General features: G+C 70.0%; 12 protein-coding genes and 1 pseudogene. 3 read left to right on the top strand and 10 right to left on the bottom strand.

Annotation, left to right across the window (positions count from 1 at the left end):
- Positions 1–110: 110 nt before the first annotated feature.
- From AB8810_RS17375 to AB8810_RS17365, 3 genes are all read right to left on the bottom strand, one after another.
- Positions 111–719: a DUF4291 domain-containing protein gene (locus AB8810_RS17375; RefSeq protein WP_369914372.1), complete on the bottom strand. Its 609-nt coding sequence runs from the start codon at positions 717–719 to the stop codon at positions 111–113.
- 131 nt (positions 720–850) lie between these two features.
- A complete protein-coding gene (locus AB8810_RS17370; protein WP_179570733.1) occupies positions 851–1,120 on the bottom strand; it encodes a hypothetical protein in 270 nt (89 codons plus the stop codon).
- A 249-nt stretch (positions 1,121–1,369) separates the two neighbouring features.
- A complete protein-coding gene (locus AB8810_RS17365) occupies positions 1,370–2,437 on the bottom strand; it encodes an NAD(P)-dependent alcohol dehydrogenase (RefSeq protein WP_369914371.1) in 1,068 nt (355 codons plus the stop codon).
- A gap of 38 nt (positions 2,438–2,475) precedes the next feature.
- Here AB8810_RS17365 and AB8810_RS17360 point away from each other — a divergent pair, with 38 nt between their 5' ends.
- The 3 genes and pseudogenes from AB8810_RS17360 to AB8810_RS17350 form a co-directional block, all read left to right on the top strand.
- The gene (locus tag AB8810_RS17360; protein WP_369914370.1) at positions 2,476–3,156 is read left to right on the top strand and encodes a TetR/AcrR family transcriptional regulator; all 681 of its coding nucleotides are present in this window, start codon (positions 2,476–2,478) and stop codon (positions 3,154–3,156) included.
- A 674-nt stretch (positions 3,157–3,830) separates the two neighbouring features.
- On the top strand, positions 3,831–5,276 hold the full coding sequence (locus AB8810_RS17355; protein ID WP_369914369.1) for a DUF763 domain-containing protein: 1,446 nt from the start codon (positions 3,831–3,833) through the stop codon (positions 5,274–5,276).
- 499 nt (positions 5,277–5,775) lie between these two features.
- A pseudogene (locus AB8810_RS17350) lies at positions 5,776–6,288 on the top strand (DUF6496 domain-containing protein); the annotation flags it as partial.
- Between the two features lie 220 nt (positions 6,289–6,508).
- Here AB8810_RS17350 and AB8810_RS17345 read toward each other — a convergent pair.
- From AB8810_RS17345 to AB8810_RS17315, 7 genes are all read right to left on the bottom strand, one after another.
- Positions 6,509–6,859 (bottom strand): nucleotide pyrophosphohydrolase, encoded by a 351-nt coding sequence (locus AB8810_RS17345; protein ID WP_369914368.1) that lies wholly within the window; start codon positions 6,857–6,859, stop codon positions 6,509–6,511.
- 73 nt (positions 6,860–6,932) lie between these two features.
- Positions 6,933–7,235, bottom strand: a complete 303-nt coding sequence (locus tag AB8810_RS17340) for a hypothetical protein (protein WP_179570738.1) — start codon at positions 7,233–7,235, stop codon at positions 6,933–6,935.
- 327 nt (positions 7,236–7,562) lie between these two features.
- Positions 7,563–8,738 carry an SGNH/GDSL hydrolase family protein gene (locus AB8810_RS17335; RefSeq protein WP_369916682.1) on the bottom strand — a complete coding sequence of 392 codons (1,176 nt, stop codon included), beginning with the start codon at positions 8,736–8,738 and terminating at the stop codon, positions 7,563–7,565.
- A 57-nt stretch (positions 8,739–8,795) separates the two neighbouring features.
- Positions 8,796–9,548: an SDR family NAD(P)-dependent oxidoreductase gene (locus tag AB8810_RS17330; protein ID WP_369914366.1), complete on the bottom strand. Its 753-nt coding sequence runs from the start codon at positions 9,546–9,548 to the stop codon at positions 8,796–8,798.
- 39 nt (positions 9,549–9,587) lie between these two features.
- Positions 9,588–10,904: an MFS transporter gene (locus tag AB8810_RS17325; protein ID WP_369914364.1), complete on the bottom strand. Its 1,317-nt coding sequence runs from the start codon at positions 10,902–10,904 to the stop codon at positions 9,588–9,590.
- Positions 10,901–13,144: an oligoalginate lyase gene (locus AB8810_RS17320; RefSeq protein WP_369914363.1), complete on the bottom strand. Its 2,244-nt coding sequence runs from the start codon at positions 13,142–13,144 to the stop codon at positions 10,901–10,903. Before AB8810_RS17320 ends, AB8810_RS17325 begins: the two co-directional genes overlap by 4 nt.
- Positions 13,141–15,336 carry a polysaccharide lyase 6 family protein gene (locus AB8810_RS17315; protein ID WP_369914361.1) on the bottom strand — a complete coding sequence of 732 codons (2,196 nt, stop codon included), beginning with the start codon at positions 15,334–15,336 and terminating at the stop codon, positions 13,141–13,143. Before AB8810_RS17315 ends, AB8810_RS17320 begins: the two co-directional genes overlap by 4 nt.
- Positions 15,337–15,388 lie beyond the last annotated feature (52 nt).

Here is a 15,388-nt window from a genome sequence, read left to right as displayed (position 1 = left end):
TGCCCACGCACGCCGGGTCCCACGTGCCGTGCGCGGTGCGCGGTCGTGCAGCGCCACGCTGGCGTGCATGCGCGCCGCGCAGGGCGTGCGCCGCCGCTATCGGCGCCGCCTCAGAGGTCGAGGCCGACGGCGTGCGCGGCGGTCGCTTCGGGCAGGTAGACCCGTTCGTGCGGCACGCACAGCGACGCCTCGCCGTGGCGCAAATGGGCGGCCTGTGCGTGCACGAAGTCGGTGACGTCGGTGATCGCCATGGCCTGCTGCGCGCCGTAGCGGCGCAGCGCCTCGCCGCGCAGGCCCAGTTGCAACGCGCGACGTTCCAGGGCGGTGCCGTCGGGCGCATGGTCGGGATCCCATTGCAGGCGCACGTCGGAATGGCGGATCGCGGCCTGCCACTCGGCGTGGCTGGAAAAGCGCGACGGGTCGAACGTGGAAGGAACCGCCGCGCGCAACAGCGCATCGAAGAACGCACGCGGCAGACGCACCGCCAGGATCCGTTCCTGTCCTTCCTTTTGCGCCCATCCCGAGCGATACATCATCCACAGGAAGTTCGGCTTGATCCAGCTCATCCGCTCGTAGCTGAATTCTCCACCGAAGCGTTGCTGCGCGACCGCGAACTGCGCGATCGACGGGCGGTATGCCTGGTAGACGACGATCGATTCGGCGTCGAAGTGCGCCAGGATGTTGCGGCCCTGCCGCGGCCAGGTGGCTTGCAGTGCCACGTACGATGCTTGTTTCATTGCCGCGGAAGTGTACGCAGATGCGCTGCCGGGGTCGATTCTGCTGGCCGCGGGCGCGCGATCGCGGGCCGCTGGGCATGTGCTTCGCGCAGCGACTGGGCGCGTTGGGACGCCTACTGCCGGTCGACTGCGGCAACCTGCGCGTCGCGCGCATTGTCGCGTTGCGCCAGGTCCTTGCCGATGCCGTAGCCGAAGGCGACGAGCAGGAACAGGAACGCGAGCCCGGCGTACAGCTGTCCCTGGCGCGTATCGTTGCGCATGGCCATGATGGCGACGCAGACCAGGGCCGCGCTGAAGTAAAGGGGGCTAACGCACAGGCCGAGTACCACGAACAGGCTGATGGCGCCGGAGAGAGCGGGCGCGACGGTTTTGTTGGCGGACATCAGGATTCTTCCTTGTTGGCGTGGCTCAGGAGGGCCGCGCAGCGTGGCCGACTGCGCGGGTGCTGTGCGGCGGCATCGGCCGCCGCGTCGAGCATCGCCTGCGCGGCGGGGGGCGGTCAAGCCAGGCGGGGACATCCCGATTTCCCCGCGCTGGCGCTGCCGCGCAGACAGTGTTTGGGGCGCCGGTTCGCGCGTCCGGCCCGCTACAGCGTTTTGCCGTGCAGCGCCGCCGCCGCAGGCCAACCCCGGCTACAGCGCCGAGCGCGCCATGTCGATCACGAAGCGGTAGTGCACGTCGCCTTTCTGCAGTCGCGCGAATGCCTCGTTGATCTGCTCCATCGCGATCACCTCCACGTCGGCGACGATGCCGTGCTGCTGGCAGAACGCCAGCATCTCGTGGGTGTCGGCGGTGCCGCCGGCGCCGGAACTGGCGATGCGGCGGCGGCCCATGGCCAGGGTCATCGGAGCGAAATCCAGCGTGTCGGGCAGGCCCAGCGAGCACAGGGTGCCGTCGAGTTTCAGCGCCTGCAGCATCGGGTCCAGCGGGTAGGTCGAGGACACCGTGTCGAGAATGAAGTCGAAGCGGTAGGCCTGCGCCTGCATCTGCTCGGGATCGGTGGACAGCACCACTTCGTGCGCGCCCAGGCGCTGCGCTTCGGCGGCTTTCTTCGGCGAGGTGGTGAAGGCCACCACGTGCGCACCGAGCGCGCGCGCGAATTTCACCGCCAGGTGGCCAAGGCCGCCGATGCCGACGATGCCCACGGCCGTGCCCGGGCCGACCTTCCAGTGCCGCAGCGGCGAGTAGGTGGTGACGCCGGCGCACAGCAGCGGCGCCGCCGCGGCCGGATCCAGGCCGTCGGGCAGCGGATAGACGAAATGCGCGTCGGCCACGTAGTACTCGGCATAGCCGCCGCGGGTGCGGCTGCCATCGATGCGATCGATGCCGTCGAAGGTGGTGGTCGGGAATTCGCGGCAGTACACCTCCATCTGCGCGCGGCACGGTTCGCACACGCGACAGGAATCGACGATGGTGCCGATCATCACCCGCTGGCCGACCGCGAACCCGGACACCGCCGCGCCCACTTCCACCACTTCGCCGACGATTTCGTGGCCGGGCACCAGCGGGAATTCGCCGCCCCAGCGGTTCACCGAGTGGATGTCGGAATGGCAGACGCCGGCGTACAGCACCCTCACCGCCACGTCGCGTTCGCGCACGGCGCGGCGCTCGAAATGCCAGGGCACCATCGCGCCGCCTTTTTCCAGGGCGGCGTAGGCGCGGGTAGGGCGGGGCTGGGCCGGCGGGGCGATGGCGTTCATGCGGGGCTCCGGTGCTTTACAATTTGGCTGGAAATGTAATGTTGACAACTTTACAAATTATGTCAAGTGTAAAATCCGCTGCACCTGTTGCGGCTTTGCCGAGCAAGGAGACGCGCATCATGGATGCCGCCTTCCAGCTGTTCCTGCGCCACGGCTACCGCAAGGTCGGCATCGGCGACATCGCCGCGGCGGCGCAGATGTCGCGGCCGTCGCTGTACGCGTCGTTCCCGAACAAGGAGGCGATCTTCGCGGCGATGGTGCTGCGCCAGCGCGACCAGTGCCTGGCCGAATCCGGCGTGCGGTTGCGTCCGGGGCAGGACCTGGCGACGCGGCTGCGGCATCTGTTCGACATCTGGGTGCTGGAACCGGTCGCCGCGGTCATCGATTCGGAAAACGCCACCGAGCTGCTGGCCAAGTGCGGCGACTACGCGCCGGAAGCGCTGGCTGCGCTGTACGCGCAGTTCGAGGCGCAACTGGTGGCGACGCTGCAGCCGGAGGTGCAAGCGCAGGCGCCGCTGTCGGCGGCCGATCTCGGCTACATCCTGCGCCTGGCCACCACCAGCCTGAAGGCCTCGGCCGACAACGAGGCCGACCTGCGGCGCCTGATCGGCGGACTGATCGCGATGACGCTGGCGACGGTGCGTGCGGGTGAGGGGGCAGGCAAGGCTGTGGTTACGACGACGGCTGCGGCGGCGAAGCGGAAGCGCGGCAGCGGCTGAGTCGTTGGATCATCGCGATCCGCGCTGCGGATCGTTCCTCAAGCAAGAGCTTCGGCGCCGATCGAGTCCGGCGCCGTGAAGTGCACTGCTTCGTTCGTCGCGACTGAAGTCGCTCCTACAGGGGGCATGCGGCGAACTGGCTGGGTGCATTCTGGGAGGGGCTTCAGCCCCGACTGCATGAGGTTGGAAGTCGCGCGGCTTTTTGGCTTTGTGTTGTGGCGGAGGTTTGTGGTGGACTTGCGGTCGGTCTCTCAGCCATCACAGGCTGATAGGCGCGTCGTTTGGCGTGTCGCGGCTGAAGCCGCTCCTACAGGGGCTTGCGGTGAGTTGGCTGGGTGCATTGTGGGAGGGGCTTCAGCCGCGACTGCATGAGGCTGGAAGTCGCGCGGCTTCCTGGCTTTGTGTTGTGGCGGAGGTTTGTGGTGGACTTGCGGTCGGTTTCTCATCCATCACAGGCTGATAGGCGCGTCGTTTGGCGTGTCGCGGCTGAAGCCGCTCCTACAGGGGCTTGCGGTCGGCCGGGTGCACTGTGGGAGGGCTTCAGCCCCGACTGCATGGAGGTGGAAGTCGCATTGCTCCTCGCTGAATCGCTCAGTCTCGCCACGGTCGACGAATCGCGCGATGCGACGCGGGCTGGCTACGCTGGCGATCCGTTTTTCTCCGGAGTTCCGCGCATGAGCCGACGTTCCGGCAGCGCCGATCTGCCCCTGCACGGCGGCCGCGTACCGCATTGGCTGGGCGAGCGCATGACCCGGCTCGGCGCGGTGATGTGCCAGGCCATCGTGCACAGCTATGGCCGCGACGAACTGCTGCGGCGCCTGGCGCATCCGTTCTGGTTCCAGTCGCTGGGCGCGGTGATGGGCATGGACTGGCATTCCTCGGGCATCACCACCAGCGTGCTGGGCGCGCTGAAGCGCGGGCTGACGCCGCTGTCCGCCGAATTGGGCGTCCATGTCTGCGGCGGCCGCGGGCGGCATTCGCGGGCCACGCCCGACGAATTGTGCGCGGTGGGCGAGCGCACCGGGCTGGACGGCGCCGGCCTGGCGCGCGCCAGCCGGCTGGTGGCGAAGGTGGACAGCGCCGCGGTGCAGGACGGGTTCGATCTGTATCTGCACGGCTTCATCGTCAGCGACGACGGACAGTGGGTCGTGGTGCAGCAGGGCATGAACGGGGCCAGCAAGCAGGCGCGGCGCTATCACTGGCTGTCCGAGGGGCTGAACAGCTTCGTCGATGCGCCGCATGCGGCGATCGACGGGCCGGGGCAGGGCCGCATCGTCAATCTCGCCGACCATCGCGCGGCCGCCTCGCGGGCGGCGCAGGTGGAACTGCTGCAGGCGCTGGGGCCGGACCGGATCGCGCAGGAATACGGCGCGTTGCAAGCGTCTTCGGCGAACGCGGCGGCGTCCGCGCCGCGTGCGGCGACAGTCGCCGGCGCGAACTCGGTGCACGGCGCGATGGTCGCCGCGCACGCGGCGCCGGGCGCGCGCAACGTGGCGGCCGACGCGCTGTTCGCGCCGAGCGGCGACCTGTTCGCCGCCACGCCCGAGGCGATGCCGGCGCGCAGGCCGCCCGGTCTGCCGCACCTGTCGCTGCCCGACCACCACGACGTGCGTGGCAGCGACATCGTGACCCGGCGCCTGCACGGCAACCTGGCCGCGGCGGCCGAATGCGGGCCGCAGGATTTCACCGAACTGCTGCAGGTGCCGGGCGTCGGCGCGCGCACCGTGCGCGCACTGGCGCTGGTGGCCGAGGTGCTGCACGGCGCGCCGTGCCGGTTCACCGATCCGGCACGGTTCTCGATGGCGCATGGCGGCAAGGATGGGCATCCGTTCCCGGTGCCGACCCGCGTCTACGACCACACCATCGGTGTGCTCAAGACCGCGGTGGCGCAGGCCAGGCTGGGCCGCGAGGAAAAGCTGGAGGCGATCCGCCGGCTGGATGCGCAGGCGCGCCTGCTCGAGCCGCACGCGCGCGGGCCGTCGGTGGAGGCGCTGATCGCCGAGGAGCGGCGCGCGTCGCACGGGTACGGCGGGCGCAGCGTGTTCGGCTGGGAGCCTGCTCCGGTCGACGCGGCGAGTGCCGCCGGCGATGCGCCAACCCGACGCGTGCGTCGCCAGTAGCTCGCTGCACCAGGAGCGGTGCGCGCGCCGGCAGCGGCGCGCGGGAGCCCGATCGCCCGGCAATGCCAGGCGCTTGGTGCGCTGGTCGACGTCCGGCGGGGACGAAGCGCGAGATCTGCCGGCAGCCAGGGATGACGACTTCGGGAACATCGCCCAGGAAACGTCGCGTGGCACCGGCAATGCGATGCGTGCGCAGCGTGGCCGCCCGGATCTGGCGAGCGCGCTGCGGTGGCGGCATGGCGGCGTGTATCGCGTCTTGCCAGGGCGGGTGAGCGACACGTTCGAACGCAAGTGCGGTCTGTCTTGCGTATCACCCGGTCATGTCGAGCTGCGCGCGTACGTGTCGGCCGGCGTGTGCTCGCGGCATCGCACCGCTGCGCACCCGCAAAGCGCACTGCGCGCAGTGCACATCGGCTTCGCATGGTCTATGCCGGTTCTTTACTTTTTGCTTGTTACACCTGTGGCGATGGCCAGTTCCGGCCGCATGCAGGAGAACGACATGCCGACGCAATCCACCACCGCCCGCGTCAAGCGCGCCAAGCGCGAAGGCAAGGCGGGCAGCACCCAGGCCGGCGAATTCGTCCGCGAGGAGATCGACCGGGTGCGCGAGGGCAAGACCACGGTGAAATCGACCAAGCAGGCGATCGCCATCGGCCTGTCCAAGGCGCGCCGCGCCGGGGTCAAGACCGGTGCGTCCAAGACCGCGTCCAAGTCCACCAAGAACAAGGTCGCGCAGGAAGAGGCGAAGGGCGGCAAGGCCGGCGCGCCATCGCCGACGCGTTCGCGCGGCGCCAAGAAAGCCCTGAAGACCGCCAGCAAGGGCAAGACCGCCACGCGGACCGTGGGCAAGAAGGCCTTGTCCACGCAGGCCAAGACGGCGGCCAAGAAGCGCACCGCCAGCAGCCGTTCGGCCGCGGCGAAGAAAGCCGCACAGACCAAGGGCGCCAGCGTGCGCAAGAGCGCGGCGAAGAAGGCGGCGCGGACGCGGGCGAAGAAGGCCGCGAGCGGTGCCACCACTGCAAGGAAACCCGCGGCGAAGAAGACGGCGGCCACGAAGCGTGCGCCGCGCAAGCGTGCTGCGAAGAAGGCCGCCGCGCGGTAGGGGGCAAAGGCCTTGAAGGCTTCTTTCACCCCTCAATCTCTTGTAGGAGCGGCTTCAGCCGCGACAGACGCTACGGATAGAGCCTGTCGCGGCTGAAGCCGCTCCTACAACGGCGGGCGTGAGGCGGCGCCTACAATTCGGTGTATTTGGTGATGCGGCCCCTGGCGCGATCCACCGGGTACTTGGCGGCATTGACCTGCATCTTCTGCCGCGCCGCTTCGATCGGGTCGATGCCCAGCTTGTCGCACAGCTGCAGCAGGTACAGCAGCACGTCGGCGACTTCGCTGCCGACCTGGGCCTTCTTGTCGTCCGACAGTTGCCGGCTCTGCTCGTCGGTGAGCCACTGGAAATGCTCGAGCAGTTCCGACGCCTCGACCGACAGCGCCGCGGCCAGGTTGCGCGGGGTGTGGAACTGGCCCCAGTCGCGTGCGTCGGCGAACGCGCGCTGGGCGGCTTGCAGGTCGTGGAGGCTGTTGGGCATGGGCTGGATCCGCGGGCGGGAACGTGCATGGTAATGCACCGCCGGATCCGCTCGCGGCGGCCGCGGCGCGGCCTCAGTGGCCGCTTTCCTCGCGCCAGCGGGCGATGGCATCGGATACCGCTTCGCCGTGATCGCGCGACGCATCGCGCGGGTGCCGCGGCGACGCGGTGTCGCGGATTCGGGTGGCCAGGGCGTCGCAGGCGGCGTGTCCGCCCTGCTGTACCTGTGCGCATTCGTCGGGGTCGAGCCGGATCAACAGCGAGTAGCCGAACGCGGACGCGTTGCAGTTCACGTCCAGAAAGCGCTCCGTGCCGGATTGCAGCAGGAACCAGGCATGCGCGGCGTGGTCCAGTACGCGGAAGTGCGCGGCGCTCATGATGCGGCTGTCTGGTGGCGCGTCCCGTTCGCGCAGCGGCCGTGACGACGCGGGAGGGGCGGGAGCGCGACGTGAGTGCGGCCGAGCGGGCAGGGCTGGGTGTGCATTGTCATGGGGATAGCCTATCCCGATCGCATCGACGGGCCTCAGCGCTTGCTCGATCCAGATCGATGTCGTCTGTGCGGGCGCCTGCCGGTGATCTCGGGTCTTCGCTCGCGAAGGGCTTGGTCGGTCACGCCCGTCGCGACTGAAGTCGCTCCCCCAGTGTCGGGGATCTCTGTAAAAAACGCTTGCCGACAGGCCCCGGTCGCGGAAGCGGCGCCGCCGTCAGCGCGCCTTGCAGCCGAACAGCGACAGGTCGATGGCGTTGGCCATGCGCGCGTAGCCGGCGTCGTTGGGATGCAGGTGGTCGCGGGTGATGGCGGCCGGCAGCGATTCGGGGTTGTCGGGCATGCGCAGGATCGCGTCGAAGTCGATCACCGCGTCGAACGTCTTGCCGTCGCGGATGAAGGCGTTCAAAGCCTGGCGCGTGGCGGCGGACACGGGTTCGTAGCGTTCCGATGCGCCGAACGGGGTCAGCGTCGCCCCGATCGTGGCGATGCCGTGCTGGCGCAGGCGTTCGACCACTTGCCGGTAGCCCAGTTGCATGTCCGCCGCGGTGCGTCCGGGCGCGAACGCCGGCGGCCCGCTGTGGCGGATGTCGTTGATGCCTTCGAACAGCAGCACCTGGTCGACGCCGGGCAGCGCCAGCACGTCGCGGTCCAGGCGCGCGAGGGCGCTGGGGCTGCGGCCGGCGTCGAGCAGCTTGTTGCCGCTGATGCCGGCGTTGAGCACCACCACCTGGCCCGGGCAGGCCTGCTCCAGGCGCTTGCCCAGCAGCGCCGGCCAGTCGCCGTTGCTGCCGCGCGCGGCGGTGGCGCCTTCGGTGATCGAATCGCCCAGCGCCACCACCACCCGCGGCGCTGCGGTGGTCTGCGCATACACCGCCGACACCACGTTCTGCCGGTAGCTCAGCGCGGTGGCGTCGCTCACGTCGACATCGCCCTCGGCCACGCGCACCGCCGTGCGGCGCACCGCCGGCCGCGTGGCCTCCGGGAAATACAGCGTCAGCGCGATCTCGGCCAAGGCCGGCGCGCGCAGCGCCACCGGATCGCTGAGCAGGACGCCGCCGGGCGGCAGCACGATCTCGCGGCGGCCGTCGAACAAGACCGGCTGCGCCGGCCGGGCGGCACCGGCCAGGCGCACCGATGCCGCGCCGATCTTCAGCGGCGCGGTGCCCAGTTCGTTGCTGATGCGGAAGCGCAAGGCCTGCGCGGCGGTGCCCAGGCGCATGTCCTGGCGCACGCTCTGCCGCTCGAACTGCAAGGAACTGCCGGCCGGACCGTCGAGCCGGTCCGGCGTGGGCGAGGCGATCCACGCCGGCAGCCAATGCGCGGCCTGCTGCGCCGCCGCCGGCAGCGCCATGCACAGCGCGAGCGCGGCGGCGACCGTGCCCCTCCACAACAACGGCCGCAAGGGCGGGAATCGCAACGACATGAGCGTGGCTCCTACGCGTTCGGGTCAGGAAAAATACACGCCGCCGTTGACGTCGAGATTGGCGCCATTGATGAAGCTCGCGGCATCGGAGGCCAGGTACAGCGCCGCGTCGGCGGCTTCGGCGGCACGGCCTTCGCGGCGCAGCGGGGTGGCGTTGGCGACGAAGGCGCGCACTTCCGGCTTGGTGAAGTCGTCGTGGAAGCGGGTGGCGATCATGCCGCAGCACAGCGCGTTGACGCGGATGCCGCGCGGGCCCAGTTCCTTGGCCATCGCCCGCGAGAAGGTCATCACCGCGGCCTTGGCGGTGGCGTAGATCGCCGCGCCGGGACCGCCGCCGTCGCGGCCGGCCAGCGAGGCGAAATTGACGATCGCCGCGCCGGCCTGCATGTGCGGCGCCACCGCCTGCGTGGTCAGGTACACCGACTTCAGGTTGAGGTCCATGACCTGATGGAAGAAGGCTTCGTCGATGTCGGCCAGCGGCTTGCGCGCGAGCATGCCGCCGGCGACGTTGACCAGCACGTCGATGCGCTGGCCGAACGCCTGCTGCGTCGCCGCGACCAGCCCGGCCACGGCCTGCGCGTCGGCGGCGTCGGCGCGGTGCACGATGGCCTGGCCGCCGGCGGCCTGGATCTGGCGCAGGGTTTCCTCGGCGCTGGCCGCGTCGTTGGCGTAGTTGATGCACACCTTGGCGCCGGCCGCGGCCAGCTTCAGCGAAACCTCGCGGCCGATGTCGCGGCCGCCGCCGGTGACGATGGCCACCTTGTCTTTGAATTGCATGCGCGATGAGTCCTTGCGTTGTGGGGAAAGGGGATGCGATCAGCCGCGGGTGGCGGGATCGTCGAGTTTTTCGATGCGGCCGGTCACCAGCCACAGCGCGGCCAGCGAGGCCGGCACCAGCGCGGCGACGAGAATGAACATCGGCGCATAGGAGTGGGCGGTCATCACCGGCACCAGCCAGGTGGTGATCAGGGTGCCGGCGACCGCGGCCATGCCGCCGATGCCGGCCAGCGAGCCGACCGACTTGCCGTCGAACAGGTCGCCGGGCAGGGTCTGGATGTTGCCGATCGCGATCTGGAAACCGAACAGCACCGCGGCGATGGTCAGCACCGCGATGGTCGGATCGGCGGCAAGCACCGCGCCGAGCAGGGCCGGGGCCATGATCGCGCCGCCCAGGGTGATGGTCCATTTGCGCGCGCGGTCCACGCTCCAGCCGGCCGCGATCAGCCGCCCGGACAGCCAGCCGCCGGACAGGCTGCCGAGCATCGCGCCGACGAACGGCACCCAGGCGAACGCGCCGATCTGCTTGATGTCGAAATGGAAGGTCTCGGCCAGGTAGATCGGCAGCCACGACACGAACAGCCACCAGATCGGGTCGATGAAGAAGCGCGACAGCACGATGCCCCAGCTCTGCCGGTGCGACATGATCTGGCGCAGGCTCGGCAGGTAGGCCGGCTTGTCCGCGGCGCTGCCGTCGGCCGGCGCGTCCAGGATCAGCGCGCGTTCGGCGGCATCCACCCAGGGGTGTTTGTCGGGGCCGGCGCGGTAGATCACCAGCCACGGCAGCAGCCACACGAAGCCGAGCGCACCGACCAGCACGAAGGTGCCTTTCCAGCCCAGCCACAGGAACAGCAGCGCGATCAGCGGCGCCGACACGATCGCGCCGATCGAGGCGCCGGCGTTGAAGATGCCCTGCGCCAGCGCGCGCTCGCGCGCCGGGAACCACTCGGCGTTGGCCTTCACCGCGCCCGGCCAGGCGCCGGCCTCGCTGATGCCGAGCATCGCCCGCACGATGCTGAAGGAGACGATCGAATGGGTCAGCGCATGCAGCGCGATCGAGATCGACCACACCGCGATCGACAGCGAGAAGCCCATGCGCGTGCCGATGATGTCGAACAGGCGCCCGAACACGAACTGGCCGGCGGCGTAGAACAGCATGAAGATGGTCACCAGCAGCGCGTAGTCTTCCTTGGTCGCGCCGATGTCCTGCGAGATCGCCGGCCACATCACCGCCAGCGCGTTGCGGTCGATGTAGTTGATCACCGTGGCCACCGCGATCAGGCCCACGATCATCCAGCGCACCGCGCTGCGCTTGGTTGGTCTTGCCGCGCCTGCACCGGACATGGGCGTGCTCATTTGCCGCCCGCCGCGCGGTCGAAGCGCGCATAGCCGCCGCGCCACGTGTAGCGCTGGCCCTGCGCCTGCACGCTGTGTTCGCGCTCGGCGGCGGCATCGTCGGCCAACGCCAGCGCCAAGGTCTTGCCCGAGGCCAGGGTCAGCACGATCACCTCGGCATCGTCGCCGCGCACGCGGGCGATGGCGCGGATGCGGCTGTCGGCGCCGTGCACGTATTCGGCGGTGCCGTTGTACTCGCCGTGCGGTTCCAGCACGCCGAAGAAGCTCACGTCGGCCTGGCCGTCCACGCGCTGCAGCAGCATCGGTTCGCGGCGCAGGTTGAAGTCCGGATCGTTGGCGCCGCTCTCGGCCAGGATCGCGCGCGACGGCGCGCTGCTGCCGAAGCGATACGTGTAGAAGCGTCCGTCCAGCAGCCAGCTCAGGCTGCGCGGTGCCGGCGACGCGTCGCTGCTCGCGTCCACCCACAGGTGCTGATAGCCGTTGGCCTTGCCCAGCACCGGGCGTTCGGCCAGCGCGCGCTTGGCGTCGAAGCCGACCTGCATGATGTGGCCGTTGAAATGCAGCGGCAGGTCGTAGCGCGCCGGCTTGGCGCCGTGCACGCGCAGCAGGTCGATCACGATCGGCAGGCCGAGATCCGGATGCGTCAGCAGCGCCTGGGTGCGGGTGAAGCTGACCCCGTCGTAGGCATGGTCCATGCGCGCGGACACGATCTGGGTGTCCTTGTCGCGGGCGAACAGCAGCGGCGTCGGCGCGTAGTCCTCGCCCACCCGCCAGTCGCCGTCGAAGTGGCTGCGCTCGTTCACCACCAGCGTGTTGTGCGCCACCGTGGTCTTGGCCCAGCTGGTGTTCTCCGGCAGGTAGATGCCGCCGGACTTGGCTTCCACGTTGAGGAAGCGCGCCGCGCCGTAGTCGGTGACCACGCGCTGGCCGTTGTCGTAGAACAGCCAGTTCAACTTGTCGAAGTGGCCGTGGCCCATGCCCTGCGAGGTATTCTTCATCACCAGGGTCTGGCCGCCCTCGCCGCCGGCGCGCAGGATCGCCAGCGCGCCGTGATCGCCGTCGGCGCCGTCGCGCAGCAGCGCGGAGCGGAACGCGAACGGCTTGGCCTTGTCCTGCGCCAGCGCCACGGCCACGCCCAGGCCCTCGGGCGTCAGCAGCACGCGCTGCTGGCGTTGCGCGACCGACAGCAGCCGCGCGTCGTTGGTCTGCGCGAAGGCGATGCCGAGGCCGGCGACCAGTTCCTCGGTGTCCAGGCCCTTGTCCAGGATCGCGTCGTTGATCGGGAAGAAGTAGCCGGCGTAGCTGCTCTGCACCAGCGTATCGACCGCCTTCAGCAGTACGCCGTCGCGGCGCTGGAAGATCTTCTGCTGCGGCTGGTTGCGTTCGATCGCGTTGGCGAACAGCACGAACGGCGCCAACGCGTAGCGCTGGTAGTAGGGGCCTTCGGCGTAGTAGCCGTCCGGCGAGAACAGTTGATCGATCTGCTTGAGGAAGCCCGCGTTGCCGTCCTGCCTGCTGCCGCGCAAGGCCTTGTCGACCAGCGTCCGGTCGCGCAGCACGTAGCCGGTCATGCCGACCGCGGCCACCGCCCAGGTGGCGTGATTGTGGATCTTGTCGAAGTTGTCCGCGCTTTCGTCGCACAGGAAGTGCGCCATGCGCCGGAACACCTGCTGGTCGATGGTGTCGCGATCGGCAGGGGTGAGGCTGTCGCGGATCGCGTCGTAGCCCTGCGCGGCATACACCAGCCACACCGAGTCGTTGAGCGATTGCCAGAACAGCCGCCCCGGCACCTGGCCGCGCCCGGCCGGATGCGCGCCCAGGGTCGGGTACAGCTTGGCGTAGGCCAGCAGCAGGTCGCGCGCGTAGTCGGCGTAGGCGCGCTCGCCGGTGAGCCGGTACAGCGCGCCGGCGGCCTGGATCGCCTGGTAGTTGCGCTTGTGCTGCTCGTGGCTGGCGCCGCCGCCGGGGTCCTTCGGCAGCGGCACGTCGATGCCGGCCTGCATCGCCTTGCGCAGGCTGGCTTCGGCGCGCGCCTGCTCGCGCGCGAACAGCGGATAGCGCGCGCCATCGCTGGCCATCTGCCGCCATTGCGCGGCGGTGACCAGCACCGGGGCGGCGTCGCTGGCGGCATTGTCGCTCGCGGCCGGGGCCGCGGGCGTCGCGGCAGGCGCGGCCCAGGCGGCGGGCGCGCTAGCGGCGACGGCCAGCACCAGCAGCATCAGGCGAGTGGATCGGGTCATAGCAAAGGCTCCGCGCCGGCATCGGCCGGCAGGGCCGGGGTGCCGAGGAATTGGTTGCGGGTGGTGATCAGGTGTGGCGTGCCGGTGGTGCGCACGTCGCTGATCGCGGCGCTGTCGATGAAGCGGTTGTCGCGCAGGAAGGTGCGCTGCACGCCGTGCAGGCGCAGCGACGGCGCATCGGCGCCGCCGACGCGTTCGAAGCGCGAGCGGTCGATCGTCAACACCGGGCCGAAGGTGCTCTCGTCGCGGCCGCCGCGGTATAGGTCCACCGCCGGCCCGCCGATGCGGCGGAACTGCGCATCGGCGATCTCCACGCGCTCGGCGTTGTAGGTGCCGCGGTCGTCGGTTTCCGCATGCGCCGACAGCACCGCGCCGGAGACGTCTTCCACCACCACCCGGCGCAGCGCGATGCGCTCTGCCAGGGTGCCCTTGCCCAGCGCGATCACGTCGAAGCCGCGGTTGACGGTGAGGCCGTGGATGCGGCTGTCCTCGACGATCAGGTCGTAGTTGGCCGCATTGGAACCGGGCGCGGTGCGGATCACCGCATTGCCCACTTCATCCGGCGCGGCACTGCCGTCGATCTGCAGCCGCGCCAGCTTCAGCGCGCCGCCGGCTTCGATCTGGAACAGGGTGGCGCGCGAGAACGCGATCTGCGCCTGGCCGCGGGCCGGGCCTTCGACGCTGAGCGGATGGCGCAGCGCCAGCACCTGGTCGACCTGGTAGCGGCCGGCGTCCAGTTGCAGGCGATCGCCGGCACCGGCGGCGGCCACCGCATGCGCCAGCGTGTCGTTGCCGGGCCGCACGCGCTGGCGGCGGCCGCTGTCCAGCGCCACCGGCACCGTTTCCTTCGCATACCAGGCCACGCCGACGTCGTCGCGCGGCACATAGGTCAGCGCAGGGTCGGCGCCGATGCCGCAGGCGTCCGCCGCGACCAGCAGGCCGGTCGCGGCGCGCGTCATCGTGACTGTGCGGCCGGCGACGCCGCCGGGCAGCCGCGGCGAGGCGGCCGGACTCTGCAGGTTGCCGGCGAAGGCGATGCCGGACAGGTCGCCGAGCACGCGCACCGGGTCGTGCTCGGCGACGATCAGGTTGTCGGCGAAATCGCTGTCGATCGGCGCGGCGGTGCGTTCGTCGTCCTTGCCGGCGCCGAAGAACAGCTGCTTGCCGGCGACGAAGGTGTTGTGCTCGATCAGTGCTTGCTGCACCTGCACGTAGCGGTTGGCCGGCGAATCGGGCACGCCGTACATGATGCTCAGCGCAGAGGAATAGCCGTCGCCGGCCAGCCCTTCCAGGTAGTTGTTGCGCACGGTCTGCCTGCGGTTGATGACGCGGATGCCGCCGGTGTCGTCCTTGCCGTCGCCGAAGAACACGTTGTTCTCGACCAGGTTGCCGTCGCCGTGGCGCAGCACCAGCGCGCCGCGCGAGCGCTTGAACACGTTGCCGCGGTAGGTGTTGCCGCCGGACTTGTTGGAGACGATCTCCACTTCGCCGTCGCAGCCTTCGAACCAGTTGTTCTCGACCAGCGAGTTGGAATCGGAGCTGGCGTCGTTGCTGGTGCCGATGCGCAGGGTCTCGCCGCCGTTGGCGCCCAGGTTCGGCCGCGGGCCGAACCAGTTGTGGTCGATGCGATGGCGGTTGTCCAGGCCCTGCACCGTATCGCGGACCACGACCATGGTCGGGCCGGCGTTGTTCTTGCCGACCAGCTGGTTGTGGTCGAAGCGGTTGTGGTTGTCGTACATCGCCACCCAGTTGTCCGAGCGGCTACGCTCGGGCTGGTTGAAGCGGTCGATTACGACCCGGGTGATACGGCTGTGGCGCGCCCGCTCCTTGCTGGAGACGCGGTAGGACAGCACCGCCTCGGTCGGGCTGTAGCCGTCGCGGAACACCAGGTCGCTGACCACCAGATAGGCGCCGGCCATGCGCAGATTGGACTGGCCAGTGATGATGACCTGGCCCGGGGTCTGCGCGCTCAGGCGGATCGGCTGCGCGGCGGTGCCGGTGCCGGCGAACACGATCTGGAAGTCGCGCCACTCGCCGTTGGCCAGGATCACGTGGTCGCCGGGCTGCAGGGCGCCGCTGGCGGCGCGGTACTCGGCCGGGGTGGCGACGAGGATGTCGGCGGCATCGGCCTGGCCGGCGGCCAGGGCGAGCAACAGCAGGGCGAAGCGGTTGCACGCGGCGTTCGATGCCATGGTCTGCCTCCTCTCGATGCGTGCCGTGGCGGCGCCGCCGTGGGCCGGATGG

The sequence above is a fragment of the Xanthomonas sp. NCPPB 3005 genome (assembly GCF_041228095.2).
GTDB classification, from domain to species: domain Bacteria; phylum Pseudomonadota; class Gammaproteobacteria; order Xanthomonadales; family Xanthomonadaceae; genus Xanthomonas_A; species Xanthomonas_A bonasiae.
Note: the sequence above shows the minus strand (reverse complement) of the source record. Positions and strands in the feature narration are given on the sequence as shown.

Coding starts and splice junctions, on each gene's coding strand:
- AB8810_RS17370 (WP_179570733.1), bottom strand. CDS start 1,120: ATGTCCGCCAACAAAACCGTCGCGCCCGCTCTCTCCGGCGCCATCAGC.
- AB8810_RS17365 (WP_369914371.1), bottom strand. CDS start 2,437: ATGAACGCCATCGCCCCGCCGGCCCAGCCCCGCCCTACCCGCGCCTAC.
- AB8810_RS17360 (WP_369914370.1), top strand. CDS start 2,476: ATGTTGACAACTTTACAAATTATGTCAAGTGTAAAATCCGCTGCACCT.
- AB8810_RS17355 (WP_369914369.1), top strand. CDS start 3,831: ATGAGCCGACGTTCCGGCAGCGCCGATCTGCCCCTGCACGGCGGCCGC.
- AB8810_RS17345 (WP_369914368.1), bottom strand. CDS start 6,859: ATGCCCAACAGCCTCCACGACCTGCAAGCCGCCCAGCGCGCGTTCGCC.
- AB8810_RS17340 (WP_179570738.1), bottom strand. CDS start 7,235: ATGAGCGCCGCGCACTTCCGCGTACTGGACCACGCCGCGCATGCCTGG.
- AB8810_RS17330 (WP_369914366.1), bottom strand. CDS start 9,548: ATGCAATTCAAAGACAAGGTGGCCATCGTCACCGGCGGCGGCCGCGAC.
- AB8810_RS17325 (WP_369914364.1), bottom strand. CDS start 10,904: ATGAGCACGCCCATGTCCGGTGCAGGCGCGGCAAGACCAACCAAGCGC.
- AB8810_RS17320 (WP_369914363.1), bottom strand. CDS start 13,144: ATGACCCGATCCACTCGCCTGATGCTGCTGGTGCTGGCCGTCGCCGCT.
- AB8810_RS17315 (WP_369914361.1), bottom strand. CDS start 15,336: ATGGCATCGAACGCCGCGTGCAACCGCTTCGCCCTGCTGTTGCTCGCC.